Source organism: Mesorhizobium sp. L-2-11 (genome assembly GCF_016756595.1).
In the GTDB taxonomy this organism is placed as follows: Bacteria; Pseudomonadota; Alphaproteobacteria; order Rhizobiales; family Rhizobiaceae; genus Mesorhizobium.
In genome coordinates this window covers 1,024,742-1,049,400 of the sequence record NZ_AP023257.1, presented here as the reverse complement: position 1 = coordinate 1,049,400, position 24,659 = coordinate 1,024,742, and the positions used below count along the sequence as shown (strand labels likewise).

Annotated in this window: 23 protein-coding genes, 1 tRNA gene and 1 pseudogene; 8 read left to right on the top strand and 17 right to left on the bottom strand. The window is 63.1% G+C overall.

The window, feature by feature from the left end:
* Positions 1-39: 39 nt before the first annotated feature.
* A complete protein-coding gene (gene rplU, locus JG739_RS04955) occupies positions 40-765 on the bottom strand; it encodes a 50S ribosomal protein L21 (protein WP_202365510.1) in 726 nt (241 codons plus the stop codon).
* Between the two features lie 337 nt (positions 766-1,102).
* Here rplU and JG739_RS04950 point away from each other — a divergent pair.
* The 3 genes from JG739_RS04950 (at position 1,103) to JG739_RS04940 (ending at position 3,142) form a co-directional block, all read left to right on the top strand.
* Positions 1,103-1,192: transfer RNA gene (locus tag JG739_RS04950), tRNA-Ser, on the top strand.
* Positions 1,193-1,548: 356 nt separating this feature from the next.
* A complete protein-coding gene (locus tag JG739_RS04945) occupies positions 1,549-2,667 on the top strand; it encodes an alpha/beta hydrolase (protein ID WP_202365509.1) in 1,119 nt (372 codons plus the stop codon).
* 121 nt (positions 2,668-2,788) lie between these two features.
* A complete protein-coding gene (locus JG739_RS04940; protein WP_244749700.1) occupies positions 2,789-3,142 on the top strand; it encodes a cyclophilin-like fold protein in 354 nt (117 codons plus the stop codon).
* A 269-nt stretch (positions 3,143-3,411) separates the two neighbouring features.
* On the opposite strand, the gene JG739_RS04935 is transcribed toward JG739_RS04940, so the two are convergent.
* Positions 3,412-4,392 (bottom strand): Tim44 domain-containing protein, encoded by a 981-nt coding sequence (locus JG739_RS04935; RefSeq protein ID WP_202367342.1) that lies wholly within the window; start codon positions 4,390-4,392, stop codon positions 3,412-3,414.
* A gap of 189 nt (positions 4,393-4,581) precedes the next feature.
* On the opposite strand from JG739_RS04935, the gene JG739_RS04930 reads away from it, so the two are divergent.
* The 4 genes from JG739_RS04930 (at position 4,582) to JG739_RS04915 (ending at position 7,436) form a co-directional block, all read left to right on the top strand.
* A complete protein-coding gene (locus JG739_RS04930) occupies positions 4,582-5,475 on the top strand; it encodes an alpha/beta fold hydrolase (RefSeq protein WP_202365507.1) in 894 nt (297 codons plus the stop codon).
* A gap of 78 nt (positions 5,476-5,553) precedes the next feature.
* Positions 5,554-5,877, top strand: a complete 324-nt coding sequence (locus JG739_RS04925) for a hypothetical protein (RefSeq protein ID WP_202365506.1) — start codon at positions 5,554-5,556, stop codon at positions 5,875-5,877.
* Positions 5,878-5,919: 42 nt separating this feature from the next.
* The gene (locus JG739_RS04920) at positions 5,920-6,273 is read left to right on the top strand and encodes a hypothetical protein (protein WP_202365505.1); all 354 of its coding nucleotides are present in this window, start codon (positions 5,920-5,922) and stop codon (positions 6,271-6,273) included.
* A gap of 77 nt (positions 6,274-6,350) precedes the next feature.
* A complete protein-coding gene (locus JG739_RS04915) occupies positions 6,351-7,436 on the top strand; it encodes a DUF1186 domain-containing protein (protein WP_202365504.1) in 1,086 nt (361 codons plus the stop codon).
* 36 nt (positions 7,437-7,472) lie between these two features.
* Here the strand turns inward: JG739_RS04915 and recQ are convergent.
* The 9 genes and pseudogenes from recQ to uxaC all read right to left on the bottom strand — a co-directional run bounded on the left by recQ (position 7,473) and on the right by uxaC (position 16,868).
* A pseudogene (gene recQ, locus JG739_RS04910) lies at positions 7,473-9,307 on the bottom strand (DNA helicase RecQ).
* 424 nt (positions 9,308-9,731) lie between these two features.
* Positions 9,732-10,070 (bottom strand): cupin domain-containing protein, encoded by a 339-nt coding sequence (locus JG739_RS04905; RefSeq protein WP_202365503.1) that lies wholly within the window; start codon positions 10,068-10,070, stop codon positions 9,732-9,734.
* 28 nt (positions 10,071-10,098) lie between these two features.
* A complete protein-coding gene (gene kduD, locus JG739_RS04900) occupies positions 10,099-10,866 on the bottom strand; it encodes a 2-dehydro-3-deoxy-D-gluconate 5-dehydrogenase KduD (RefSeq protein WP_202365502.1) in 768 nt (255 codons plus the stop codon).
* The gene (gene kduI / locus JG739_RS04895; RefSeq protein ID WP_202365501.1) at positions 10,863-11,714 is read right to left on the bottom strand and encodes a 5-dehydro-4-deoxy-D-glucuronate isomerase; all 852 of its coding nucleotides are present in this window, start codon (positions 11,712-11,714) and stop codon (positions 10,863-10,865) included. Before kduI ends, kduD begins: the two co-directional genes overlap by 4 nt.
* Positions 11,715-11,741: 27 nt before the next feature.
* Entirely contained in the window at positions 11,742-12,518 is a 777-nt protein-coding gene (locus JG739_RS04890) for a FadR/GntR family transcriptional regulator (RefSeq protein ID WP_202365500.1), read from the bottom strand.
* 9 nt (positions 12,519-12,527) lie between these two features.
* The gene (locus JG739_RS04885; protein ID WP_202365499.1) at positions 12,528-13,808 is read right to left on the bottom strand and encodes a TRAP transporter large permease; all 1,281 of its coding nucleotides are present in this window, start codon (positions 13,806-13,808) and stop codon (positions 12,528-12,530) included.
* A 4-nt stretch (positions 13,809-13,812) separates the two neighbouring features.
* The gene (locus JG739_RS04880) at positions 13,813-14,340 is read right to left on the bottom strand and encodes a TRAP transporter small permease (protein WP_202367341.1); all 528 of its coding nucleotides are present in this window, start codon (positions 14,338-14,340) and stop codon (positions 13,813-13,815) included.
* A gap of 103 nt (positions 14,341-14,443) precedes the next feature.
* Positions 14,444-15,421, bottom strand: a complete 978-nt coding sequence (locus JG739_RS04875; protein WP_202365498.1) for a TRAP transporter substrate-binding protein — start codon at positions 15,419-15,421, stop codon at positions 14,444-14,446.
* Positions 15,422-15,458: 37 nt separating this feature from the next.
* The gene (uxaC, locus tag JG739_RS04870) at positions 15,459-16,868 is read right to left on the bottom strand and encodes a glucuronate isomerase (RefSeq protein WP_202365497.1); all 1,410 of its coding nucleotides are present in this window, start codon (positions 16,866-16,868) and stop codon (positions 15,459-15,461) included.
* A 166-nt stretch (positions 16,869-17,034) separates the two neighbouring features.
* On the opposite strand from uxaC, the gene JG739_RS04865 reads away from it, so the two are divergent.
* Positions 17,035-18,513: a mannitol dehydrogenase family protein gene (locus JG739_RS04865; protein ID WP_202365496.1), complete on the top strand. Its 1,479-nt coding sequence runs from the start codon at positions 17,035-17,037 to the stop codon at positions 18,511-18,513.
* A gap of 240 nt (positions 18,514-18,753) precedes the next feature.
* Here JG739_RS04865 and JG739_RS04860 read toward each other — a convergent pair whose 3' ends face one another.
* The 6 genes from JG739_RS04860 to JG739_RS04835 form a co-directional block, all read right to left on the bottom strand.
* On the bottom strand, positions 18,754-19,161 hold the full coding sequence (locus JG739_RS04860; protein ID WP_202365495.1) for a F0F1 ATP synthase subunit epsilon: 408 nt from the start codon (positions 19,159-19,161) through the stop codon (positions 18,754-18,756).
* A 99-nt stretch (positions 19,162-19,260) separates the two neighbouring features.
* Entirely contained in the window at positions 19,261-20,844 is a 1,584-nt protein-coding gene (gene atpD / locus JG739_RS04855; RefSeq protein ID WP_202365494.1) for a F0F1 ATP synthase subunit beta, read from the bottom strand.
* Between the two features lie 73 nt (positions 20,845-20,917).
* Complete coding sequence (locus tag JG739_RS04850) at positions 20,918-21,802, bottom strand: F0F1 ATP synthase subunit gamma (RefSeq protein ID WP_202365493.1); 885 nt, start codon at positions 21,800-21,802, stop codon at positions 20,918-20,920.
* Between the two features lie 34 nt (positions 21,803-21,836).
* The gene (gene atpA, locus JG739_RS04845) at positions 21,837-23,366 is read right to left on the bottom strand and encodes a F0F1 ATP synthase subunit alpha (protein WP_202365492.1); all 1,530 of its coding nucleotides are present in this window, start codon (positions 23,364-23,366) and stop codon (positions 21,837-21,839) included.
* Entirely contained in the window at positions 23,366-23,926 is a 561-nt protein-coding gene (locus JG739_RS04840) for a F0F1 ATP synthase subunit delta (protein ID WP_202365491.1), read from the bottom strand. The genes atpA and JG739_RS04840 overlap by 1 nt, the downstream gene beginning before the upstream one ends.
* Positions 23,927-24,172: 246 nt before the next feature.
* Positions 24,173-24,568 (bottom strand): AGROH133_08824 family phage infection protein, encoded by a 396-nt coding sequence (locus JG739_RS04835; protein WP_202365490.1) that lies wholly within the window; start codon positions 24,566-24,568, stop codon positions 24,173-24,175.
* Between the last annotated feature and the right edge of the window lie 91 nt (positions 24,569-24,659).

Genomic DNA, 24,659 nt, shown 5'->3' with positions numbered 1-24,659 from the left:
GTTTCAAGTCCGAACCGGCGACGATCGCGCCGGCCTGCTTTACTTCTTCGCCAGTTCTTGGGCCTGCTCGCGCCAGTCCGTGATCTGGTCGGTGCTGAACGGCATATGCTCGTCGATCCTGGCGATATCCTTGTCCGACAGCTTGGCTATCTGGGCGAAGGTCGTGATGCCCTGCTCGTTCAACTGGCCGGCCGCAACCGGGCCGATGCCCTTGATCACGGTCAGATCGTCCGGCTCGCCCTTCGGCGCCTTGAACAGCGGCGCGGCGGTTTCGGTTGCCTTGGCCTCGGTTTCCTTCGACGCAGCATCTGCCTTGGTCTTCGCTTCGGTCTTAGGCGCGGCTTCAGCCTTCGCGCCAGTCTTTGCAGCACCTTCGGCCTTTGCAGCAACTTCGGCCTTCGCCTCGGTCTTCGCTTCGGCCTTGGCCGCGGCCTTCTTCGTCGGCTTGGCGCCACCCAGCAGGATCTCAGCGATCCGCACGGTGGTCAGAAGCTGGCGATGGCCGATCTTGCGGCGCGAATTCTGCCGGCGGCGCTTCTTGAAAGCGATGACGGTGCGGTTCTTGCCCTGTTCGACGACTTCGGCGGTAACCAACGCGCCGTCGACGAACGGTGCGCCGAACGTCACATTCTCGCCCTCGCCATGCGCGAGCACGTGGCCGATCTCGACGATGTCGCCGACCTGGCCTTCGACTTTTTCGATCTTCAGAAGATCGTTGGCGGCGACGCGATACTGCTTGCCGCCCGTTTTGATGACTGCGAACATTTTTTGCCTTTCGCTGTTCGGTCGGCCTTGATGAACCGCTTCAGGCGGTTCGGCCGTCTTTTTGTCAGTCTGCGGGTTCAAAAAACAAGCGGCGCGGAAGAACCCTCCACGCCGATTGCGCGCTGTCACTAGCCGAAGGTTCGCCGCGAGTCAAGGCAAACGGCCGCAGGCTGGCCGCAGGCGAGCCGCGAACGTGCTCAGGCCAAGCGCGCGGCAACACAGAGAGCCGGGCGGCAAGCCCGACAAGAAGCCGGATCGCGGGCAAGATTGGCCCTTGTAACCTGTCCGCCCAGCCGTTATCTAGTGCGCCGCGCCGGCAACGGCGGACCATGACCGCGGAGAGGTGGCAGAGTGGTCGAATGCACCGCACTCGAAATGCGGCATGGGTGCAAGCCCATCGGGGGTTCGAATCCCTCCCTCTCCGCCATCCTGCTTCGCGCTGCGCGCATCGCAGAACAAGTCCGGCAACTCCCTCTCTGCGCCTAGCAGGATGCCCTCCGAAGCCTTGGCGAAGGAGGGCTTCGTCGAACTTGGCGAGCACGGTGACCTTCTTCCTGTGCATGAAGATGCAGCAGCAGGGGGTGGTGAACCTGTTCACCTTCTCGCGACCGGCCTGCCGCTAACTGCGATTGATGAATCTACCTCATAACGACATGCGGATTTTGCCACCTAATCGATCGGCGGCGTCGTCGCTATTCTATTTGGACATTCGCAGCACTGCCGCGCATGCCGAGGAATGAGCGGCAAGCCTGCGACAGTTCAGGACGTCCAAAGGAGACAGGCATGAACAAGCAGATCGAAATCGAGAGCACGGCGCAACCGCAGTCCAGTGTCGACGTTGGCCGGCGTGATCTGCTGAAGCTGACCGGCGCCGGCGTTGCCGCGCTCGGTGCGGCGTCGCTGTTCAACATCCCCTTCGCAAAGGCTCAAGACATGTCAAACGGCGCCAACAACTTCTACACCAGCGATAAGGTGACGCTCGAAAAGATTGCCTTCAAAAGCCAATACAAGATGAACGTCGCGGGCAACCTGTTCATTCCCAACGACCTCGACCGCAAAGCGCGGCATCCGGCGCTCGTCGTCGGCCATCCGATGGGTGCGGTGAAGGAGCAGAGCGCAAATCTTTATGCCACCAAGATGGCCGAACAGGGCTTCGTCGCCATGTCCATCGACCTGCCGTTCTGGGGCGAAAGCGAGGGCGAGGCCCGCCAGATCGTCTCGCCGGACGTCTACGCCGAAGCGTTCAGCGCCGCGGTCGATTTCCTCGGCACGCGGCAATTCGTCGACAGAAACCGCATCGGCGCGATCGGCGTCTGCGGCAGCGGCAGTTTTGTCATCAGCGCGGCCAAGATCGACCCGCGGATGCGCGCCGTCGCGACCGTCAGCATGTACGATATGGGGGCCGCCAACCGCAACGCGCTTAATCATTCGCTGAGCGTCGAGCAGCGCAAGCAGACCATTGCTGCAGCTGCCGAGCGGCGCTGGGCAGAGTTTGAAGGCGGAGCGGTCGAATATACCAGCGGCACGGTGCATGAGCTGACCGCCGACACCCATCCGATCCAACGGGAATTCTATGACTTCTACCGCACGCCGCGGGGTGAATTCACGCCCGCCAGCGCAAACCCGCAGATCACCACGCATCCGACGCTGACCAGCAATGTCAAGTTCATGAATTTCTACCCGTTCAACGACATCGAGACGATCTCGCCGCGCCCGATGCTGTTCATCGCCGGCGATCAGGCCCACTCGCGCGAGTTCAGCGAGGATGCCTACAAGCGAGCGGCCGAACCGAAGGAGCTTGTCTGGGTTTCCGGCGCCGGGCACGTCGACCTCTACGATCGCGTCGACCTGATCCCGTTCGACAAGCTGGCCAGCTTCTTCAACCAGCACCTCGCCGCGTGAGCGGCGCGATGGAGCCTGTACCGGACGGAACAGGCTCCATCAGCATATCGGGAGACACGACGGCATGCTGAACCTATTGCTGAGCGCCGCTGTAATCGCACTCGGAACGGTTGGATCTGCCATGGCTCAAGAACGCATTCGCATTTCTTCGGATTGGGGCGAGGTCACGGCCGATCTCGCCGATAACGAGGCCGCAAAATCTCTGGCGCAGATGCTGCCGCTCACGATCGAGATGTCCGATCATCTGCGCCAGGAAAAGACCGGCAATCTGCCTTCCGCCTTGCCCGAGCTGGCGCGGCAGCGCGACTTCTCTGTCGGCACGCTTGGACTGTGGAGCTCCGATCATTTCGTGATCTACTATCGGAGCGGTCGCGTCCCGGCGCCCGGCATCATTGTGGTCGGCCAGGTCACTGGCGATGTCTCGATCTTTGATCGTCCCGGTCCCGTCACTGTCCGCGTCGAACGCACCGACTGAAAACCTGCGCCATCCGCTCACAGCCTGTCGCCGGAGGGCGAGCGGTGGACTGGATGAAGTCTCTGTGTCTGCCTTCGATTTATCCGGGTATAATCGAGTTCTGGCGATCAAAGGATTCATGAGTGTCGCGGCAGAATGTCAACGATCTGCTCGCGTTCCTGGCCGTTAACTTGCCGCGGGCTTTGACGGCCTTGCCACTGAAGCCACGCAGCGAAAGTCGACGACAACCTTAAAGCGCGCCGCATGAATCCAGTCAGCCGCGACGCATTTCAGGGCTGCTGTATAGCCGCCAGCTTCCAGTCGCCGCCGTTCTGGCGCGTGAAGGTCCACAGTTCGGTGGTTTCCGTCGGCCGATCGGCTTCGCCGGCGACGATCTTGCCGCTGGCGCGATCGCGCATCACGTCAAGAGACTCGTAGCGCAGGGCAGCCGTCGCGTAGTCGCGATCATCTTCCCGCCAGCTCTCCGCAATATCGGCCTCCAGCAGGCTAACGTTCGACACCTCGTTCCTGATGCCGTTCTTGGCATTGTCGGCAAGTTCTTCGGACAGGTAAGACACCATCTCGGGGGTCGCCAGCCGGCGCAGGCCAGCATGGTCTTCACGCCCGAATGCTTCCTGGACTTCGGTCAACCGCTGCTGGAATGTATCGAGATCGGCCGACGTCATCGTAATTTGATCGTTAGCTGGAGCCGTCCGGCCAAACCCGGAGCCGATGCCTGGAATGGGAAAAGACGAGACATTGTCCGCCTCGCGCTGGGCTGCCGCGTTTCGCCCAAAATTGTCCATGCCCTGGGGAACGCCGGCCATGGCAGGCGCCTGGTTGCGTGCCGATTGCGACCGGAAAAAGCGGATGATCAGCATGATCGCGCCGCCGATCAGCAGTCCTTGCAGCAGCAGGCCCAACATGCCAGCCAGGCCGCCGAACCCCTGGCCCAAAAGAAGTCCGATCAGACCGCCGAGCAGCAAGCCGCGCATCATCGAACCGCCGAGGCCGCTGAACATCCCTGGTCGTTGGGCAGCCGGTGTCTGGCGGGCCGCATTATTCGTTGTGGTGTTGGGCGTCATCGAGCGCTCGACCGGCGCGGCCGGCTGTGGCGCCGTCCTGGTCGGCGGGACCGACTGGAAGGTGCGCGTGCCGCGGCTGCCGAAGCTGCCGCCACGCCGCGCCTCGGCGTAATCGGCCGTTACCATGGAAAAAGCCAGGAACAACCCTGCAAACAAAACGGCAAACCGGCTCGAACGCGAAATCATCATGACAAATCCTCAAGCGACACTCTGGCGCTATATGGGGTGCGCCGATCGAAATATCAGTGGCCGCAGCTTCCGTACCTGGCAATTGAGGAGAATTCCAGGGTCGCCACAAATTCAGCCAAAGCAGCCGACCGTGATCCTTCTGCCACCTTGCGCGTTGTCGCCTGAGGCACACCGAGGAGAAAAACGGTGTTTGCAGGTTTCAGGGCCACCAGTTTGCAACTGGACGACACGACCATTTTCGCAAGGGTCGGCGGAACCGGTCCGCCGCTGCTGCTTCTTCATGGTTTTCCCGAAACGCATCTGATGTGGAGGGATATCGCCGTGGCCTTGGCGCCCCGCTTCACAGTCGTCGCCGCCGATCTTCGAGGCTATGGGCAAAGCGGCTGCCCGGTCTCCTCTGCCGATCATGGCCCATACGCCAAACGCGCCATGGCCGGAGACATGGCTCAAGTCATGCAGCAGTTGGGATTTGGGCAGTTCATGGTTGCCGGACACGATCGCGGCGGGCGGGTTGCCTATCGCCTGGCGCTCGATCACCCCGATGAGATATCCAGGGTCGCGGTCCTCGACGTCATCCCGACCGCCGCCGCGTGGGATAGGGCGGACGCCAGACTGGCCCTTGGCTTCTGGCCCTGGAGCCTTCTTGCGCAACCGGAACCGCTGCCGGAGCGACTGATAGGCGCGGCGCCCGATGCCATCGTCGACAATGCAATTGTGCAGTGGGGATCGCCGGCAGAAATGTTCTCCGAAAGGATCAGGGAGGCCTATGTCAAGGCGCTTCGCGATCCCGTTCATATTCATGCGATCTGCGAAGAATATCGGGCCGCTGCCACGATCGATCGTGAACATGACGCGCTGGACCAGGCAAACGGTCGTCGCATCAAGTGTCCGCTGCTGGCGCTGTGGAGTAGCCAAGGCGGCCTCGAGACCTGGTACCCGGAGGAAGGCGGACCGCTGGCTATTTGGCGGCAATGGGCCGACAGAGTTGAAGGAGGTCCCGTTCCGGGCGGGCACTTCTTTCCAGAAGAGCACCCTCACCAGACCGCAGCGGCTCTCTCGAAATTCTTCGAGGATGAATAGGGGAATGACGCCCAGAGCAGAGTGTTGTAGAGGTTCACATGCCTCATTCGCCCGTCCGGCGTCAAATCTGCTGATAAAATGAAAGCCATCTCGCCAGCCACGGCCCTGATATGCAGCCTCGTGTTTGTCGGAGGTTGCGCATCGCCCTTCAATGCATCCTTTGATGCCGCGCAATACGACAGGATGAATTGCGTCGAACTCAACGTGGCCATGGGTGAAGTCGCCAAGGAGTTGTCGGCGACAGCGATCACCCGGGGCAAAGTCGCGAAAACCAACATTCCGAACTGGCTATGGGGAGCCCGGCGCGTCGCCTCGACCGTGACTGCCCGCCAGAGCGCGAAAATTGAGCGCTTGCAGCAGCAGGAGGCCGCGATCGCAGCGGCGAGACGAAGCAGGTGCTGATTGCGGCGCCGGCGTGAGGGCCTGCAGCCGCCCCCTGCGGCTATGCCGTTCGCGGGTCGCCTGCAGCCGGCGGTCGAAGTCGCCAATCGTCCGCCGCTCCTCGGCAATCGCCTTGAGGTCGAGCAGAAGACCCGCGGCCGTATCGTAGCCGGGAGCGTTGCGGCGCTCGATTTCGGTCTCCACCTCGCCCCACACGGTTTCGCCGCGCCGCATCATCGCATCGAGCCGGGCGCGGCGGGCGCTTGCCTCTTCCGCCTGCCGCCGTTCCCTTTCGGCCTCCCGCCGCTCGCTTTGCTCGCGCTCGCGAGCCTCGCGGATCGCATCGGCACGGGACGCGTAGACAAACCGCGCAAGACCTGGCGATCAGCTTCACTGAGCGGACGGTCGACCGCCTGAAACTCGTAATATTGGTATTCGCTCATAGCAGCTTCATAGCCGATCCTCGGCTCACAAGTCAGTTCCGAGGCTGAGCTTTGTCGAAGCGATCCGCGAGTCTGAGACCTTCTGCACAGGTATTTGCCGTTCATGCGACGGATGGACTGTTGAAAGGCAGTCGGTCTGTCGTAGATTTGCCAAGCACGAACGACAGCGAGGATGCCATGAAGAAGCAAGAGCTGGAATCCGTCCTTGGCCGTGGCGGGCCCGGCTTCGATCTTGGTCCGATCGAAGATCAACTGCATGACCTGGCAAACGACCGGCAATTTCCGGACGTCGCAATCGCTCACTGCATCGCAAGGATTGAAGAATCCGCTCCCGCGCTGCGGGCGATCCTCACAAGAGCGGCCGAAGGAGAGCATCTGTCACGGGAAGATGAGATGCGGCTCTTGCGAGGCATTTACATTCTGGGCGGCGGTCGCGACACTGGAACGTTCGGACCGTTGCTGCGCCTGCTGCGCCGGCCGGGACGCGAGCTCGATGACCTGCTCGGCGACGTGGTGACCGAGAGCATGGCGCGTATCGTCGCCGGCGTATTTGATGGCGACGCCGACGCATTGTTCAGCTTGGTCAGCGACCGCTCTGTCGATGAATACGTCCGCGACGCAGTTTTGGGCGCAGCGACCTTCCTGACCTGGGAAGGCCGCATCGAGCGTGACCGAATGCGAGATTTTCTCGAGCGATTCCACACCGAGAGGCTGGCCGGTGACGACAATTTCGCCTGGATCGCCTGGCTGGAGGCAATCGCCCGGCTTGGTTTGCGCGATCTGGCGTCGCTTGTTTACAGCGCATGGGACGACGGCCGCATCCCCGAAGGGATAATCGACCGCAGTGATTTCGAAGACGATCTCCTGGTCGCCGAGCAACGCCCGAACGACATCGATCGATTCGAGCGCGTCGGTCTCGGCTATATCGACGATGTGATTGAAGCGCTGGAATGGACCAGCCACCTTGAGTATTTTAGCAAGGAAGATTTGCAATCGCCCTTGCCGGAACAAACTTGGCTTGACGACCTGCCGAGCCTGACAGCGCCGGTCACAAACCCTTGGCGCCATGTCGGACGAAATGATCCATGTCCCTGTGGAAGCGGCAAGAAAGCGAAGAAATGCTGTCTCGCAAACTGACCTGCTGCGGCACCGCTGATTTGATCTTTGGCTGTCTCAGACCGGCACCCCGGACTGGTGCGCGGCGATTGCGCCGAGGAAGATCTCGCCGAATTCCCTGAGTTTTGCGGCGCCGACGCCATTGACTGCAGCGAAGGCGTCGAGGTCGCGCGGGCAGCGTTCGGCCATATCGATCAGCGTGCGATCGGAGAAGATGACGAAGGCCGGCACCTGGCGCTCCCAGGCGAGACGCAGCCGAACCGCCTTGAGCGCAGCCAAGAGCGCGGTATCCAGCTCTTCCGTGCCGGCGGCAGCATCGGGACGTGTCTTGCCTCGCGCCGCGCGGTTCCGCATCTCTACGCGATACCGGAACGTGCCTTGACCACGGGCCAGCTCACGGCCCTTTTCGGCGATGGCGAGGCCGCCATGGCGCCTGGGTCCAATGACAGAAACCCTGCCGCGACGAGCTGGCGGATCAGCGACTGCCAGACATTCTTCTTTTGCGCCACACCGGTCCCGAAGCTGGCAAGCCTTTGGTGGTTCCTGGCCAGGACCTTCTCGCTTTCATGGCCGAGCACAACATCGACGATATGGCCAGCACCAAAGCGCTCGCCGGTCTGCGCGATGGCTGCGAAGACGATCCGCGCCTCCGCCTCGCCATCTTCATGCGGCGTCTGGTCAAGGCAGTTGTCGCAATTGCCGCAAGCCGCAGCATGCTCGCCGAAATAGCCAAGCAGGATCTGGCGACGGCACTGGGCCGTTTCGCAATAACCGATCAGCGTATCGAGCCGGCCATGCGCGCGTCTTTTGTGCTCCGCCGGCGCGTCCTCGTCGTCGATGAAAAGCCGTCGCATGCGGATATCGCCGAGACCGAAAAGCATATGTGCCTCGGCGGCCCGCCCGTCGCGGCCGGCGCGGCCGATTTCCTGATAATACGCTTCGAGGCTGCCCGGCAGGTCGGTGTGGAAAACATAGGCAACGTCAGGCTTGTCGATCCCCATGCCGAAGGCGATGGTCGCCACCATTACCACGCCCGACAGGGTCATGAATGCGTTTTGATTCGCTTCACGCGCGTCCTTGCTCATGCCGGCATGATAGGCGAGGGCGCGCACGCCGTTCTTCTCGAGGAACGCCGCCGTCTCTTCCGTCTTCTTGCGCGACAGGCAATAGACAATGCCGCTGCGGCCGGCATGACGCTGCACGAAGCCCAGCAATTGGCGCTTGCTGTCCTGCTTGGGCTCGATGCCAAGCTTGATGTTCGGCCGGTCGAAACCCAGCACCAGGGTTTCGACGCGCCCGGCGAACAGCTGTGCGGCGATATCGGTGCGCGTCGCCTCGTCCGCTGTCGCCGTCAGCGCAATGATCGGCACTTCGGGGAAAATGTCGCGCAGCCGCGACAACTCTTCATATTCGCGCCGGAACGACGGCCCCCACTGGGAGATGCAATGCGCCTCGTCGACAGCGATCAGCCGGATATCGAGCCTGGCCAGCGCCTCGAGCATCCGCGCCGTCATCAGCCGCTCCGGCGCAAGATAGAGCAGGCGCGTCTGGCCCGCCGCAACACGGCGCCAGGCGGCGACATTGGCATCGCGGTCGAGCGAGGAATTGATCGTATCGGCGGCCACGCCGGCAAGACGCAATGCGGCGACCTGGTCCTGCATCAGCGCCACCAGCGGTGAAACGACAATGGTGAGGCCGCCCAGGACCAGCGCCGGGACCTGATAGCAGAGCGATTTGCCGGCGCCGGTCGGCATGACAGCCAGCACATGACGCCCGGCCAGCAGCGCCTCCGTCACGGCGTCCTGGCCAGGACGAAAATCGTCGAAGCCGAACACGTCCTTCAGGACGCGCCGCTTGGGATCCTCCAACGGCACGCTCGCCGCTGCCTGCATCAGGGAATTTCTATCCACGGCGCCGCCCGAAATGGCAGTGGGGAACGGCCAGGTGAAGCGCGGACGTGACCTGCCAAAGACTGGCGAATCGCCGGGTGACTGCCCGGACAGCCGATTCGAACATTCGAACGCTCCTCAAGTCCTGTCTCCGTCGGCACCGTCTGAAAGGTATCCCCCCTCATTGACGGATATGCGAGCGTGATTCCAGCCTCTATTCGCTTTGGCTGTGAATACCGCGCAATGGCCCGGGCCGATTAATCCTATCTTCACCATGATTCGGCAGGTTCAGGTCCTGCGGTGATGTTTTGAGTACCGCGGCGCCACAAGCGCCCAGGCAACACGCCCGCGTCTCTCCGGAGGCGCGGGCTTTTCGTTTGCGGGATATGCTGCCGCTGCGTATTGACCTGCGGGCGTTCTCGTACCGTCAGACGAGGAAATCGGCGCGATGCGGGGTAAAACTGTCGACGAGGCGGCCGGCCTCGAGCGCCTTGACGCCGTGGACCAGATTGGAAGGGACGATGAAGCTGCTTCCCGTTTCCAGGATCTCGGTCCTGCCGTCGATGGTGACCTCGAAGCGACCTTCGGCGACATAGCTCGCCTGGACGTGCGGGTGCGAATGCAGCGCGCCGACACCGCCCTTGTCGAAACCGAACTCGACCATCATCAATTCGCCCGTGTGCAGCAGCACACGCCTGCGGTTACCATCCGGGGTCGGCGACCACGCGCCCTCGCCGGCATGCGAAAAGATCTTCGTTCCGGTCATCGCCACATCCTCGTCATGGGCATGCTCCTCATCGCGCCAGCCAGCCGCCGTCCACCGGCACCACCGCGCCATGCATGTAGTTTGACGCCGGCGCCAGCAGGAAGACGGCCGCGTCGCCGATGTCTTCCGGTCCGCCCCAGCGTCCGGCCGGAATGCGCGCCAGAATGGCCGTATTGCGGTCAGGGTCGGCACGAAGCGCCTCGGTGTTGTTGGTCTCGATGTAGCCGGGCGCAATGCTGTTGACGTTGATGCCTTTCGACGCCCATTCGCAGGCGAGCAACCGGGTGATGCCGAGCACGCCATGTTTCGAGGCGGTATAGGAGGCGACGCGGATGCCACCCTGGAAGCTCAGCACCGAGGCGATGTTGACGATCTTGCCGCGCCGTTCCGGATCGGCAAGCACGCGCCGGGCAAAGCTCTGGCTGAGAAAAAACACCGTCTTCAGATTGACGTCTATGACGTCGTCCCAATCGGCCTGCGTCAAATCGACGGCGTCGGCACGCCGGATGATCCCGGCATTGTTGACTAGCCCGTCGAGCGGCCCGGTTTGGTCCCAGACGCGATCGAGCATCGCCTGGGCGGCTGCGTGGTCGGCAAGATCGCAGCGCACCGCCTCGAAGCCGCCGCCCGCCGCGGCGATCTTTTCCGCAGTCTCATCCATTGCAGAGCGGCCGACGCCGACCACTGCACCACCGGCCCGCGCGATCGATAGGGCGATGCCCTGGCCGATTCCGGTGTTGGCGCCGGTGACGAGAATGCGCTTGCCGGCCAGGCTGAAAGCCGAGAAGTCGCTCATCGCAGCTCTTCCATCGCTACCGGGTCGACATCGGTATAGTCGACATTGTCGCCGGCCATCGCCCAGATGAAGGCGTAATTGGAGGTGCCGGCTCCCGAATGGATCGACCATCCCGGCGACAGCACCGCCTCCTCGTTGCGCATGACGAGATGGCGCGTCTCGTCCGGCTCGCCCATGAAATGAAACACCCGCGCCGTCTCCGGCAGGTCGAAATAGAGATAGGCCTCCATGCGCCGGTCATGCACATGGCACGGCATGGTGTTCCAGACCGAGCCTGGGGCGAGCTGGGTCATGCCGACGACGAGCTGGCAGGTTTTCACGCCTCCGGCATGGATGAACTGGAAGATCGAGCGCTCGTTGCAGGTCGCCTGGCTGCCGAGATCGAGCCGCTTGGCATCGCCGATGCGGATCAGCTGGCTTGGATGGCTCTGATGCGCCGGCGCGCTGAGCAAATAGAATTTGGCCGGCTCGGCTGGGTTGACTGAGGCGAACGAGACCTCATTGGCGCCCATGCCGAGATACAGCATGTCGCGCGGCTGCAGCTCGTAGGACTGGCCGCCGGCCTTAACGATGCCGGCGCCGCCGATGTTGACGGCGATCATTTCGCGGCGATCGAGAAAGTTCTTTGTCCCGGTCGGCTTGATCGCCTGCAGCGGAAGCGGTGTTCCGGCAGGCATGGCGCCGCCGACGATCATGCGGTCGTAATGCGTATAGGTCAGGCCGATGCGGCCGAGCTGGAACAAGCCTTCGATCAGGAAATTGTGACGGAGTTCGTCCGTCCCCATCGCCGCGGCGGTGACAGGGTCGATGGCGAAGCGGGAGGTGAAGTGGTTGTCAGTGTGATTCATTGCTGTCCCATTGGGCTGCCTCATTGGTCATTCGGTTGCCGCGGCCTTGACCGAATCGGCATAAAAAATCTGACGTGCGTGCAGGCGCTCGCGATAGCGCTGCTGGCTGGCGCTGAGATGCGCGCGCATCGCTTCGCGCGCGGACTCGGCATCGCCCGTCATAATGGCATTCAGGATCACCAGATGCTCACCCTGCAGGCCGCGCTGATAGGCGTCGGATTGGGCGAGCTCGGTCGACCACGGCGATGTCACGTCGCAAGGAATGGCGCGCCGGCCGAGCACGTCGAGCATCTCGACATAAAACGGATTGTTGGTGGCGCTGGCGATCGCCCGGTGGAAGGCAAGGTCGGCCGGACCTGTCGGCTCGCTGTTCAACAGCAGCCGCTCGAACTCGAAGAACGCTTCCTGGATCGCTGCTTCCTGCGCGGCATTGCGACGGATAGCGGCCAGCCCGGCGGATTCGATCTCGATCGCCAACCTGACTTCGAGCACGTTGAGCGCGATCGAATCCTTGCTGCCGATGTCGGCAGCCAGCGTGCCGAACATCGTCGAGATATGCTCGGTGACGAAGACCCCGGCGCCCTGGCGCGGCTCGACCAGCCCGTCGGCGGCAAGCTTGGCCAGCGCCTCGCGGATGACGGTGCGGCTGACCCCGAAGGTTTCGGTCAGTTGGCCCTCGGTCGGCAACTTTTGACCCGGTGGGATCTCGCCCGCCTGCAACTGCTTGCGGATCGCCGCGACCACGGTCTCCGACAGCTTGGGCTTGCGTTCGACCTTCAGGCTGATCGCCATATCCGATGCCATTGCCAACCCCTATTTGAAGACGCTCGGCAACCATAGCGAGATGGCCGGAATGTAAGTGACGAGCCCCAGCACCACGAGGCCGGCCCCATAGAACGGCCAGATTGAGCGCATCGCTTCCCAGACGGATATCTTGCCCACTGCGCACGCCACGAACTGCACTGCGCCGACCGGCGGGGTGTTCAGCCCGATGCCGAAATTGAGGATCATGATGACACCGAAATGCACCGGATCGACGCCGTAGGCCTGCGCCACGGGCAGGAAGATCGGCGTGCAGATGATGATCGTCGGCCCCATGTCCATGAAGGTGCCCAGGAACAGCATCAGGAGGTTGAGCAGGAGCAGCACGACCAGCGGATCCTCCGAGATCGCGTTCATCGAGGCTATCAGCGCTGCCGGCACTTTCAGGAAGGCCATCAGCCACGAGAACGCCGCTGCCATGCCGATGATGAGCAGCACCATGGCCGTGGTGCGCACGGCGCCATGGGTGGCTTGAACGAAACCCTCCCAGGTCATCTGCCGGTAAACCAGGACAGTCACGAGCAACGCATAGATGACGGCGATGCAGGAACTCTCGGTGGCCGTGAAAACGCCCGATCGCACGCCGCCGAAGATGATCGCAATCAAAAGCAAGCCTGGCACCGCGACAGCCAAGAGATGCGCGACGGCGGCGAAGCCCGGAAACGGCTCGGTCGGATAACCGCGAGAGCGCGCCACGAAGTAGGCGGTGATCATCAGTGCCAGCGCCAACAGCAGGCCCGGGATGATGCCGGCCGTGAACAGGTCGGCAATGGAGATCTTTCCGCCTGCCGAGATCGAGTAGATGATCATGTTGTGCGACGGCGGTAGGAGCAGCGCGATCAGCGCCGCCATCGACGTGACGTTGACGGCGTAATCCGCTCCATAGCCACGCGCCTTCATCTGCGGGATCATCAAGCCGCCGACCGCCGCTGCCTCCGCCACCGCGGAGCCCGAAATGCCGCCGAACAGTGTAGCGGTGGCGATGTTGACCTGCCCGAGGCCGCCGCGCATGTGGCCGACGAGCGAGCCGGCGAAGGCAACGATCTTGCTGGCGATGCCGCCGCGCACCATCAGGTCGCCGGCGTAGATGAAAAACGGAATGGCCAGCAGCGAAAAGACGCTCATGCCGGAATTCAGGCGCTGGAACACGATGAGCGGCGGAAGGCCTATGTAGAGGACGGTGGCAAAGCTTGCGACGCCGAGGCAGAAAGCGATCGGCGTGCCGATGAGCATCAGGACGGTGAAGACGCCGAAGAGTATCCAGAGTTCCATGGCGTCAGACCTTCACGTTGGCTGTGTCGAGTTCGGCTGCGACTTCCGCCGGCGGCAATTCGTCGAGCGCATCGTCGATCGGCGCACCGGAAAGGCGAAGCACGATGCGCTCCAGCGTAAACAGCACGATGAGCGCGCCTCCCGCGACAAGCGGGACGTAGTCCCAACCCCCCGATATGCCGAGCGACGGCAAGGTTGCGTTCCAGGTCAATGCGACCAGCTGGCTGCCATACCAGATCATGCCGATGCCGAAGGCGAGCGCGACGAGATCCGAGATCATCCTCAGCCAACGCTTGCCGCCCTTCGGCAGCACGTAGAGCAGGACGTCGAAGCCGAGGTGATAGTTCTCGCGCACCCCGACGGCAGCGCCGAGGAAAATGAACCAGCTCATCAGCATCACCGAGCCCTGCTCGGTCCAGCTCGGCGAGCGGTTCAGAACATAGCGGCCGAACACCTGCCAGGCGACGAAGGCGGTCATCAGCACCAGTCCGATGCCGGCGATCCACAGCGCCGCCGTGCTGACGCGTGACATCACCCGCGCGATGCCGGACGGGGGCGCACTCTGTTCTTGGCTCGAGGTCACCGGTTCTCTCCGCAAAAGGATGGCGGCGCGGACAGTCCGCGCCGCCGCTTGATCACTGCACGGCTTTGATCGCCTCGACCATCGCCTTCAGCTTGTCGTCCTTGACGTGCTTTTCGTAGACCGGGCCCATCGCATCGATGAAGGGCTGCTTGTCCGGGGTCGTGATCTGCGAACCGGCCGCCTCGACCTTGGCACGCGATTCCTTGACCTTGGCGGCCCACAGCTCACGCTGCTTGGCGACGCTTTCCTTGGCGGCCGCCTTGAAGATCGCCTGGTCTTCCGGCGTCAGCTTGTCCCAGCTCGACTTCGCCATGACGAAGGCTTCCGGCACCATCGTGTGCTCGTCGAGCGAATAGAACTTGGCGACTTCGGCATGCTTGGCGGTGTCGTAGCTCGGAAAATTGTTCTCCGCGCCGTCGATGACCCCGGTTTCGATCGCCGAATAGACCTCGCCATACGGCATCGGCGTCGCGTTGGCGCCGAGTGCGGCCACCATGTCGACGAAGATGTCGGACTGGATGACGCGGAATTTCATGCCGGCCATATCGGCGACAGAGTTGATCGGCTTCTTCGAATTGTAAAAGGAGCGCGCGCCGCCGTCATAAAAGGCGAGCAGCACCAGCCCGACCTGTTCGAACGCCGCCGCTATCTGGTCGCCGACCGGTCCGTCCATGACCTTGTGCATATGGTCTTCCGAGCGGAAGATGTAGGGCAGCGAAGGCACGGTGGTTTCGGGGATGAGTCCGTTGAACGGCGCCATCGAGACGCGGTTGAGGTCGATCACGCCCGAGCGCACCTGCTCGATCGTGTCCTTTTCCTCGCCGAGCTGCGCGGAATGATAGACATCGACCGAATAGCGGCCAGCCGTGCGCTCCTTGACAAGCTCGCCGAAATATTTGACCGCCTCGACCGTCGGATAGCCGTCCGGATGGGTGTCGGACGAGCGCAGGACCGTCTGGGCGCTTGCCGTTCCGGCCATCAGCGCGGCGGCCAGTAGCGCAGCTCCCGCCAGTCTAGAAAAATGCAGCATTAGGTTCCTCCCGTTTGAACGATGGCGGCAAGCGCCGTTAGAGCCGGTACGCCTTTGTTGCGAGCGTATAGGCAAGTTCCTGCGCCAATTCATGCGCCTCGTCCTCGCGGAGCCGGTGCTCGGCGACGAGACGCGCAAGAAAGGCGCAATCGACCCGACGCGCCACGTCGTGGCGGGCCGGGATGGATGGAAAAGCGCGGGTGTCGTCGTTGAAGCCGACGGTGTTATAGAAGCCTGCCGTCTCGGTGGTCATCTCGCGGAACCGGCGCATGCCCTCCGGGCTGTCGTGGAACCACCAGGCCGGCCCGAGTTTCAGCGCCGGATAGACGCCGGCGAGCGGCGCCAGTTCGCGCGCATAGCTGCTCTCGTCGAGCGTAAAGAGGATGATTGTAAGGTCGCGCTCCAGCCCGACGCAGTCGAGCAGCGGCTTCAGCGCCGTGACATAGTCGGTCCTGGCCGGGATATCGAAGCCCTTGTCCCTGCCGAACTTCTGGAAGACGGCAGGCGAATGATTGCGCCAGGAGCCGGGATGGATCTGCAGCACCAGGCCATCGTCGCGGCTCATCTTGGCCATCTCGGTCAGCATCTGGGCGCGAAACAGTTTTCGCTCGCGCTCGTCGTCCGAGCCCCGGCGGATGCGGCTGAACAGCTCCTGCGCGGCGGCATCCGACAGATTGGCGGTTTCCGCCGTCGGATGGCCGTGATCCGACGCAGTCGCGCCGAAACTTTTGAAGAACGCCCTTCTCTGGCGATGCGCATCGAGATAGCCGGCCCACGTGCCGGTATCGCAGCCAGTGATGTCGCCGAGCCGATCGAGATTAGCCGAAAAGCCTTCGAAATCGGGGTCGACGACGGCGTCCGGCCGGTACGCGGTGACGACGCGGCCCTCCCAACCGCTGTCGCGGATCATCTGGTGCCAACCGAGATCGTCGAGCGCGCCTTCGGTCGTCGCGATGACTTCAATGTTGAAGCGCTCGAACAACGCTCGCGGGCGAAAATTCTCCCACTGCAGCAAGGTCGAGATCGTGTCGTAATGGCGGTCGGCGGTTGCCGCCGTCAGCGGCTCTTCGATGCCGAACAGATGGGCCAGCACATGGTCGAACCACAGCCGCGTCGGCGTGCCGCGGAACAGATAATAGTGCTCGGCGAAGCGCCGCCAGATCGTCCTGCCGTCAGTCTCCACCGGTGAGCCGTCGAGCGTTGGCACACCAAGGTCCTCGAGCCGGACGCCCTGGCTGAACAGCATGCGGAAGATGTAATGGTCCGGCACAACAAGCAATTGCGCTGGATCGGAAAACGCCTCGTTGAGGGCATACCAGCGCGGATCGGTGTGGCCGTGCGGGCTGACGATCGGCAGATCCTTGACAGCTGCGTAAAGATCGCGGGCAAGCGAGAGCGGACGCCCCTCCGACGGAAACAGCAGATCCGGATCGGTCAATGCGGCCACGTCGTTCCTCCCAACCCGGCCATCGGTAGGATCGGAAGGAAATAATGTCAACATACAAAAAATAGATTGTTGTATGATGACTTTTCAGCCCATTGTGCGGGAACCAAACGGATGTTACGCTGCATGCCGGCCACGCCCGGCACGAGCTCGATCAGACCATCGCACAATGACAGCCAGACGCCTTTCCAACAGCAGGCGGCAGGCATTGCCGGCCTCGGTCGCCGTCCCCGGCTACGACCGCAACCGCGTCGTGCCCGGCATCATCCATCTCGGCGTCGGCGCATTCCACCGCGCCCATCAGGCAGCCTATGTCGACGACTGCTTGGCGGCGGGAGACACGGATTGGGGCATTGTTGGCGTCTCGCTGCGCAGCGCCGACACACGCGATGCGCTGGCGCCGCAGGACGGGCTCTACACGCTGGCGGTCAGGAGCAGCGACAGCGAAAGCCTGCGCGTCGTCGGCTCGATCCTGTCGATGCTGGTGGCCCCGGAAGATCCTGGTGCAGTGCTGGCCGCGCTGACCGATCCGCGCACCGCCATCGTCACGCTGACGATCACCGAAAAAGCCTATCTCAGGGCGGCGGGTGGCGGACTGGACACAGCCCATCCCGACATCGTCCACGATTTGGCCAACCCGCAAATGCCGCGAACGGCGCATGGTTTTCTGGCCGAAGCGCTTGCGCGCCGCCGGGTCGCCGGTATCCAGCCATTCACCGTGCTGTGCTGTGACAATCTCCCGGCCAACGGCGCCACGCTGCACCGGCTGCTGGTCGAATTTGCCGCTTTGCGCGGCACCGATCTCGCCCGCCATATCGCCGACCAGGTGGCGTTTCCGTCGAGCATGGTCGATCGCATCGTGCCGGCGACCACCGATGCCGACCGGGCACGGATATCAGGCCAGCTCGGCGTCGAAGACGCCTGGCCTGTCATGACCGAGCCGTTCTGCCAATGGGTGGTCGAAGACGATTTCCCGGCGGGCAGGCCGGACTGGGAAAGGTTCGGCGTCACCATGGTCGGTGACGTCGGGCCGTTCGAAGACATGAAGCTGCGCCTGCTCAACGGCTCGCATTCGGCGATCGCCTATCTTGGCCTGCTCAGCGGCTATGAGACGGTCGACCGCGCCTTCGCCAATCCGGCGATCCGGCAATTCGTCGACGGATTGTGGGCCGAGGCGATCACGACGCTGCCGAAGGATGTCGGGCTCGACACGGCCGACTACACGGACCAGCTCGCCAAGCGCTATTCGAACACCGCGCTCGCCCATCGGACGGCGCAGATTGCCAATGATGGCAGCCAGAAGCTGCCGCAGCGCATCATTGCCTCGGCCATGGAGCGGATGAGCGGCGGTGCCCCGCCCGCTTATCTGATGCTGGTGGTAGCCGCCTGGATCGCCGCTTGCGAGGCGCGCGGCAAATCCTTGCCGGAAAACCATTTCACCGATCCGCTCGACTTGGCCCTGGCTGCGCTCGACACGCGGCATCTGTCGGCTGGCGAAGCGGTGGCGGCGGTGTTCGACCTGGCCGGCTTCGCCAAGGACGGTGCTGAGCGCTTGACGCTGATCGACCTCGCCGCCGCCCATCTCGAACACCTGCGCCAGGGCGGTGTGGCTGCTGCTTTCGCAGCGCTGGGCATTGCAAGCGAATGACTATTGGGCGGCCTGCAAAGCGCAATGCGCGCGGTAGATTCGCTAACGGGCTGAGCCACTTACCTTCTCCCCTTGTGGGAGAAGGTGGCCTCGCGAAGCGAGGTCGGATGAGGGGTGCTCCAGCTTGGCACCGACGGCGCTCCGTCCAACACCCCTCAACCGTCTTGGCGCTGCGCGCCAATCCACCTTCTCCCACAAGGGGAGAAGGGAAGTGGGCGCCCGGCCGAGGATTCGTGCCCTCTATGCCGGCAGGACGGCGCCTTCGAGTGTGGTGAGCTGGCTAAGGAACTGCTCGGCCTTGCTGCGGGTCTCGTCGTCCTTGGCGTCGGCGACGTCTTCCCTGGCTTCCTGGATACGGCGGGCGAGGTCGGCGCGATCGATGTCGCCGACGGCTACCGCCGATTCTGCCAGCAGCGTGCAGCCGGCCGGAACGATGTCGGCGAAGCCGCCGAACACGACGTAGCGTTCCGCCTTGCCTTCCGCGGTGTTCACCGTGACGACGCCGGGCTTGATCGTGGTCATGACCGGCGCATGACGGGCCATGACGGTCATTTCGCCTTCGGCGCCCGGAATGACGACGGATTCGACCTGCTCGGAAACCAGCAGGCGCTCCGGCGAGACCAGTTCGAACTTGAAAGCTTCAGGCATGATCAACTTAGCAAATAGCGAGTAGTGAGTAGCGAATAGACAAAAACGCTCGGCTCACATCGCCCCCTATTCGCTACTCCCTATTCGCTATTCGCTTGATTACGCCGCTTCAGCCGCCAGGCGCTGAGCCTTCTCGACCGCTTCTTCGATGCCGCCTACCATGTAGAAGGCGGCTTCCGGCAGGTGGTCGTAGTCGCCGTTGCAGAGGCCCTTGAAGCCCTTGATGGTGTCAGCGAGATCGACCAGCTTGCCAGGCGCGCCGGTGAACACTTCGGCGACGAAGAAGGGCTGCGACAGGAAGCGCTCGATCTTGCGGGCGCGGGCCACCGTCTGCTTGTCCTCTTCCGACAGCTCGTCCATGCCCAGGATGGCGATGATGTCCTGCAGCGACTTGTAGCGCTGCAGGATCGACTGCACCTGGCGGGCGACTTGGTAGTGTTCCTCGCCGACGACCATCGGGTCGAGCATGCGCGAGGTCGAATCGAGCGGATCGACGGCCGGATAGATGCCCTTTTCCGAGATCGCGCGGTTGAGCACGGTCGTCGCGTCGAGGTGGGCGAACGAGGTCGCCGGCGCCGGGTCGGTCAGATCGTCCGCCGGCACGTAGATCGCCTGCACCGAGGTGATCGAGCCCTTGGTCGTCGTCGTGATGCGCTCCTGCAGCGCGCCCATGTCGGTGGCCAGCGTCGGCTGGTAGCCCACGGCCGAAGGAATACGGCCGAGCAGCGCCGACACTTCGGAACCCGCCTGCGTGAAGCGGAAGATGTTGTCGACGAAGAACAGCACGTCCTGGCCCTGGTCGCGGAAATATTCGGCAACTGTCAGCCCGGTCAGGCCGACGCGGGCGCGCGCGCCCGGCGGCTCGTTCATCTGGCCGTAGACGAGCGCCGCCTTGGATCCTTCGCCGCCGCCCTGCTTATTGACGCCGGACTCGATGAACTCGTGATAGAGATCGTTGCCCTCGCGGGTGCGCTCGCCGACGCCGGCGAACACCGAGAAGCCGCCATGCGCCTTGGCGACGTTGTTGATCAATTCCTGGATCAGCACCGTCTTGCCGACGCCGGCGCCGCCGAACAGGCCGATCTTGCCGCCGCGGGCATAGGGTGCCAGAAGGTCGAGAACCTTGATGCCGGTGACCAGGATCTGCGCTTCCGTCGACTGCTCGACATAGGTCGGCGCCGGCTGGTGGATGGAACGCATCTCGATGCCGTCGACCGGGCCTGCCTCGTCGACCGGCTCGCCGATGACGTTGATGATGCGGCCGAGCATGCCCGGGCCGACCGGCACGGTGATTGGCGCGCCGGTGTCATAGACCTCCTGGCCGCGAACCAGACCTTCGGTCGAGTCCATGGCGATGCAGCGCACCGTGTTCTCGCCGAGATGCTGAGCCACTTCGAGCACGAGACGATTGCCGACATTGGACGTTTCCAGCGCGTTCAGGATCGCCGGCAGATGTTCGCCGAACTGCACGTCGACAACGGCGCCGATGACCTGGCGAACCTTGCCGGCCAAGCCGGTCTTCTTGATGGCAACGGTCGGCGCCTTCGCCGCGGCGGCCTTGGCGGGCGCTGCCGCCTTCCTGGCCGGAGCCGCCTTCGCTGCAGCTGCCGGAGCCTTTGCCGGTGCTGCCGCCGTCGCGGCGGTCTTCGGGGCCGCCTTCTCTGGGGTCGCTGCTTTCGCCATCGTCTTTACCCTTTTCGTCTGTTTGTTTCTCGCGCGATCCGCCTGAAGGTCGCTGACCTTCATCGGAGCGCGCCTAGAGCGCCTCGGCGCCCGAAATGATTTCGATCAATTCCTTGGTGATCTGCGCCTGCCGCTGGCGGTTGTAGGTGATCGACAGTTTGTTGATCATGTCGCCGGCATTGCGCGTCGCATTGTCCATGGCGCTCATCTTGGCGCCCATCTCGCCGGCGGCGTTCTCGAGCAGCGCGCGAAATACCTGGACGGAAATGTTGCGCGGAATGAGATCGGAGAGGATTTCGCCCGGCTCCGGCTCGTATTCATAGACGGCACTGCCGCCGTCGGTCGCTTCGGCGGTAGCGGCAGGCACGCCTGCCGGGATGATCTGCTGGGTTGTCGGGATCTGGCTGATCACCGATTTGAACTGCGAATAAAACAGCGTGCAGATGTCGAAGCCGCCCTCGTCGAAGAGCTGGATGACTTTTTTGGCAATGGCATCGGCATTGACGAAGCCCAGCGTCTTTACCTCGCGCAAGTCGACGCGTTCGAGGATCAGCGCTGCGTAGTCACGACGCAGGATGTCGAACCCCTTCTTGCCGACGCAGATGATCTTGACCTGCTTGCCGTCGGCCAAAAGCTTGCGGATATGGTCGCGGGCAAGGCGTGCGATCTGCGAATTGAAACCGCCGCACAGACCACGCTCCGCGGTGCAGACGACGAGCAGATGCACGTCGTCCTTGCCGGTGCCGGTCATCAGCGCCGGGGCCTCGCCACCGCCGCCGATCGCCTGGGTGATGTTGGCCAGCACTGCACCCATGCGCTCCGAATAGGGGCGCGCGGCTTCCGCCGCCTCCTGCGCGCGGCGCAGCTTCGCCGCGGCGACCATCTGCATCGCCTTAGTGATCTTCTGTGTCGCCTTGACCGAGGCGATACGGTTACGAAGGTCTTTTAATGAAGGCATGCTTCAAACCTGATCCCGTCCGTCCGGCCGTCGTTCAAGCAAAGGTCTTGGCGAAGGTGTCGATCTCCGCCTTCAGCTTGGCGCGCAGATCGTCCGACAGCGCCTTCTCCTTGCGGATGCCGTCGAGCACCTCCTTGCCGGCCGAACGCATGTGGCTGAGCAGGCCATGCTCGAATTTGCTGATCTGATCGATTGCCAGCTTGTCGAGATAGCCGTTGACGCCGGCGAAGATCACCGCGACCTGTTCTTCGACCCTGAGCGGCGAGAACTGCGGCTGCTTCAGGAGTTCGGTCAGGCGCGCACCGCGGTTGAGCAGGCGCTGCGTCGCGGCGTCGAGGTCGGAGCCGAACTGGGCGAAGGCCGCCATTTCGCGGTACTGCGCGAGTTCGCCCTTGATCGAGCCGGCGACCTGCTTCATCGCCTTGATCTGCGCCGAGGAGCCGACGCGCGACACCGACAGGCCGACATTGACCGCCGGGCGGACGCCCTGGAAGAACAGATTGGTTTCCAGGAAGATCTGGCCGTCGGTGATCGAGATGACGTTGGTCGGGATATAGGCCGACACGTCGTTGGCCTGGGTCTCGATGATCGGCAGAGCCGTCAGCGAACCACCGCCATTGTCGTCATTGAGCTTGGCGGCCCGCTCCAGCAGGCGCGAATGCAGGTAGAAGACGTCGCCCGGATAGGCTTCGCGGCCAGGCGGGCGGCGCAGCAGCAGCGACATCTGGCGATAGGCGACGGCCTGCTTCGACAGATCGTCGTAGCTGATCAGCGCGTGCATGCCGTTGTCGCGGAAATATTCGCCCATCGTGCAGGCGGTGAACGGCGCCAGGAACTGCATCGGCGCCGGATCGGAAGCGGTGGCGGCGATGATGATCGAATAATCGAGCGCGCCGCGCTCTTCGAGAACTTTCACGAACTGCGCGACGGTCGACCGCTTCTGGCCGACGGCGACGTAGACGCAGTAGAGCTTTTCCTTCTCCGGCCCGTGCTCGTGCACCGATTTCTGGTTGAGCATCGTGTCGAGGATGATCGCGGTCTTGCCGGTCTGGCGATCGCCGATGACCAGTTCGCGCTGGCCGCGGCCGACCGGGATCAGCGCGTCGATGGCCTTGAGGCCGGTCGACATCGGCTCGTTCACCGATTTGCGCGGAATGATGCCGGGCGCCTTGACGTCGACGCGTTTGCGCTCGGTCGCCTGGATCGGCCCCTTGCCGTCGATCGGGTTGCCGAGCGCGTCGACGACGCGGCCGAGCAGGCCCATGCCGACCGGCGTATCGACGATGGCGCCGGTGCGCTTGACGATATCGCCTTCCTTGATGTCGCGGTCAGCGCCGAAGATGACGACGCCGACATTGTCGGCTTCGAGATTGAGCGCCATACCGCGGATGCCGCCGGGGAACTCGACCATCTCGCCGGCCTGGACGTTGTCGAGGCCGTAGACGCGGGCGATGCCGTCACCGACGGACAGAACCTGGCCGACTTCGGAGACCTCGGCCTCCTTGCCGAAATTCTTGATCTGGTCTTTCAGAATTGCGGAAATTTCCGCGGCGCGGATGTCCATCAGCCGACCTCTTTCAGTGCAAGCTTGAGCGAATTGAGTTTGGTTTTGAGAGACGTATCGATCTGGCGCGAGCCTATCTTGACCACCAGCCCGCCGAGCAGCGACGGATCGACGGTCACGGTGATCGCGACGTCCTTGCCAGCAACGCTTTTCAGCGCCGCCTTCAGCTCGGTTTGCTGGGCGTCGGTCAGCGCATGCGCCGAGGTCACTTCAGTGGCGGTCTCACCACGATGCTCGGCGGCGATCTGGCGGAATGCCTTGATCATGCCGGGGATGGCGAACAGCCGGCGGTTCTGGGCGACGACGCGCAGGAAATTGCCGGTGAGGCCGGTGATCCCTGCCTTGTCGGCGATCGCCGCGATGGCCTTGGCCTGGTCCTCGCTGGAGAACACCGGGCTATTGACCAGGCGGGCCAGATCCGCACTGACTTCGAGCATCGCCGCGAAACTGTTGAGGTCGGCCTCGACCTGGGCGACCGAATTCGCCTGGAGCGCGAGCTCGAACAGCGAACCCGCATAGCGTTCTGCGACACCTGAGATTGGCGATGACGATTGGGCCACGGACCGTCTTTTCTCTTGTCTGACAGGCCGCAGATTGTTGGCGCGAGCAAAAACTCTAGCTAAATCTTTGACCTTACTGCATTTTTCCAAGCACGGAGACGCGGCTTCCGCTATCCCCGGCCGAAAGTCGATTGCCGTCTAGCACAGGCATTTTAAGACCGCAATGCGTCGCCCCGCATGGTTTTCAGGCACTATTGTCGCATCCGGCGGCGCGGTTCGACCGCCGCTCCCGAATTAGCCTTTGATTCAAGGCACAAAGCCGAAGGCGAAGGCAAGCGGCAACGTCGCCAGCACCAGTTCCACCACGATGGAAGCCCAGTTGAAAGGTGTGTTGGCGCCATCCGACATCATCGACAGCAGGCGGCCGAAGGCGGTGAACAGCCAGGAAAAGCCAAGCGCCATATAGAGCAGCGGTTGCGCCAGCAGAATGCAGCACAGGCCGACGCCGAGATAGAAGCCTGACATCCTGCCGCGCCCTTCGGCGATCGCCGCCGCCTTTTCGGGATTGACCTGCAGTCTGAGAACCCGGAAGCCCAGCCTCGGCGCCAAGAACAGCAGCAGCCCGAACAGCAAGGTCACGACGGCGCTCGACCACGCCAGCCACTCGCCCTGGCTCATCGGCCACGGAAACGCAAATTCCATACTGTCCCCTCGCAAATCGCTGTTTCGAAATTTCGGGCATTCTAGCGAAGCAAGAGACCTGCGCCAGATGCGCGTCGGCGAATTGCGTAAA

Excerpts from the sequence above, each read along its gene's own strand:
- JG739_RS04865 (WP_202365496.1), top strand. The coding sequence starts at position 17,035 with ATGACAGCCAGACGCCTTTCCAACAGCAGGCGGCAGGCATTGCCGGCC.
- atpA (WP_202365492.1), bottom strand. The coding sequence starts at position 23,366 with ATGGACATCCGCGCCGCGGAAATTTCCGCAATTCTGAAAGACCAGATC.
- JG739_RS04890 (WP_202365500.1), bottom strand. The coding sequence starts at position 12,518 with ATGGCATCGGATATGGCGATCAGCCTGAAGGTCGAACGCAAGCCCAAG.
- JG739_RS04945 (WP_202365509.1), top strand. The coding sequence starts at position 1,549 with ATGAACAAGCAGATCGAAATCGAGAGCACGGCGCAACCGCAGTCCAGT.
- JG739_RS04835 (WP_202365490.1), bottom strand. The coding sequence starts at position 24,568 with ATGGAATTTGCGTTTCCGTGGCCGATGAGCCAGGGCGAGTGGCTGGCG.
- JG739_RS04860 (WP_202365495.1), bottom strand. The coding sequence starts at position 19,161 with ATGCCTGAAGCTTTCAAGTTCGAACTGGTCTCGCCGGAGCGCCTGCTG.
- JG739_RS04925 (WP_202365506.1), top strand. The coding sequence starts at position 5,554 with ATGAAAGCCATCTCGCCAGCCACGGCCCTGATATGCAGCCTCGTGTTT.
- JG739_RS04920 (WP_202365505.1), top strand. The coding sequence starts at position 5,920 with ATGCCGTTCGCGGGTCGCCTGCAGCCGGCGGTCGAAGTCGCCAATCGT.
- JG739_RS04935 (WP_202367342.1), bottom strand. The coding sequence starts at position 4,392 with ATGATTTCGCGTTCGAGCCGGTTTGCCGTTTTGTTTGCAGGGTTGTTC.
- JG739_RS04885 (WP_202365499.1), bottom strand. The coding sequence starts at position 13,808 with ATGGAACTCTGGATACTCTTCGGCGTCTTCACCGTCCTGATGCTCATC.
- JG739_RS04850 (WP_202365493.1), bottom strand. The coding sequence starts at position 21,802 with ATGCCTTCATTAAAAGACCTTCGTAACCGTATCGCCTCGGTCAAGGCG.
- rplU (WP_202365510.1), bottom strand. The coding sequence starts at position 765 with ATGTTCGCAGTCATCAAAACGGGCGGCAAGCAGTATCGCGTCGCCGCC.
- kduD (WP_202365502.1), bottom strand. The coding sequence starts at position 10,866 with ATGAGCGACTTCTCGGCTTTCAGCCTGGCCGGCAAGCGCATTCTCGTC.
- atpD (WP_202365494.1), bottom strand. The coding sequence starts at position 20,844 with ATGGCGAAAGCAGCGACCCCAGAGAAGGCGGCCCCGAAGACCGCCGCG.
- JG739_RS04940 (WP_244749700.1), top strand. The coding sequence starts at position 2,789 with ATGGCTCAAGAACGCATTCGCATTTCTTCGGATTGGGGCGAGGTCACG.
- JG739_RS04880 (WP_202367341.1), bottom strand. The coding sequence starts at position 14,340 with ATGTCACGCGTCAGCACGGCGGCGCTGTGGATCGCCGGCATCGGACTG.
- JG739_RS04875 (WP_202365498.1), bottom strand. The coding sequence starts at position 15,421 with ATGCTGCATTTTTCTAGACTGGCGGGAGCTGCGCTACTGGCCGCCGCG.
- JG739_RS04905 (WP_202365503.1), bottom strand. The coding sequence starts at position 10,070 with ATGACCGGAACGAAGATCTTTTCGCATGCCGGCGAGGGCGCGTGGTCG.
- kduI (WP_202365501.1), bottom strand. The coding sequence starts at position 11,714 with ATGAATCACACTGACAACCACTTCACCTCCCGCTTCGCCATCGACCCT.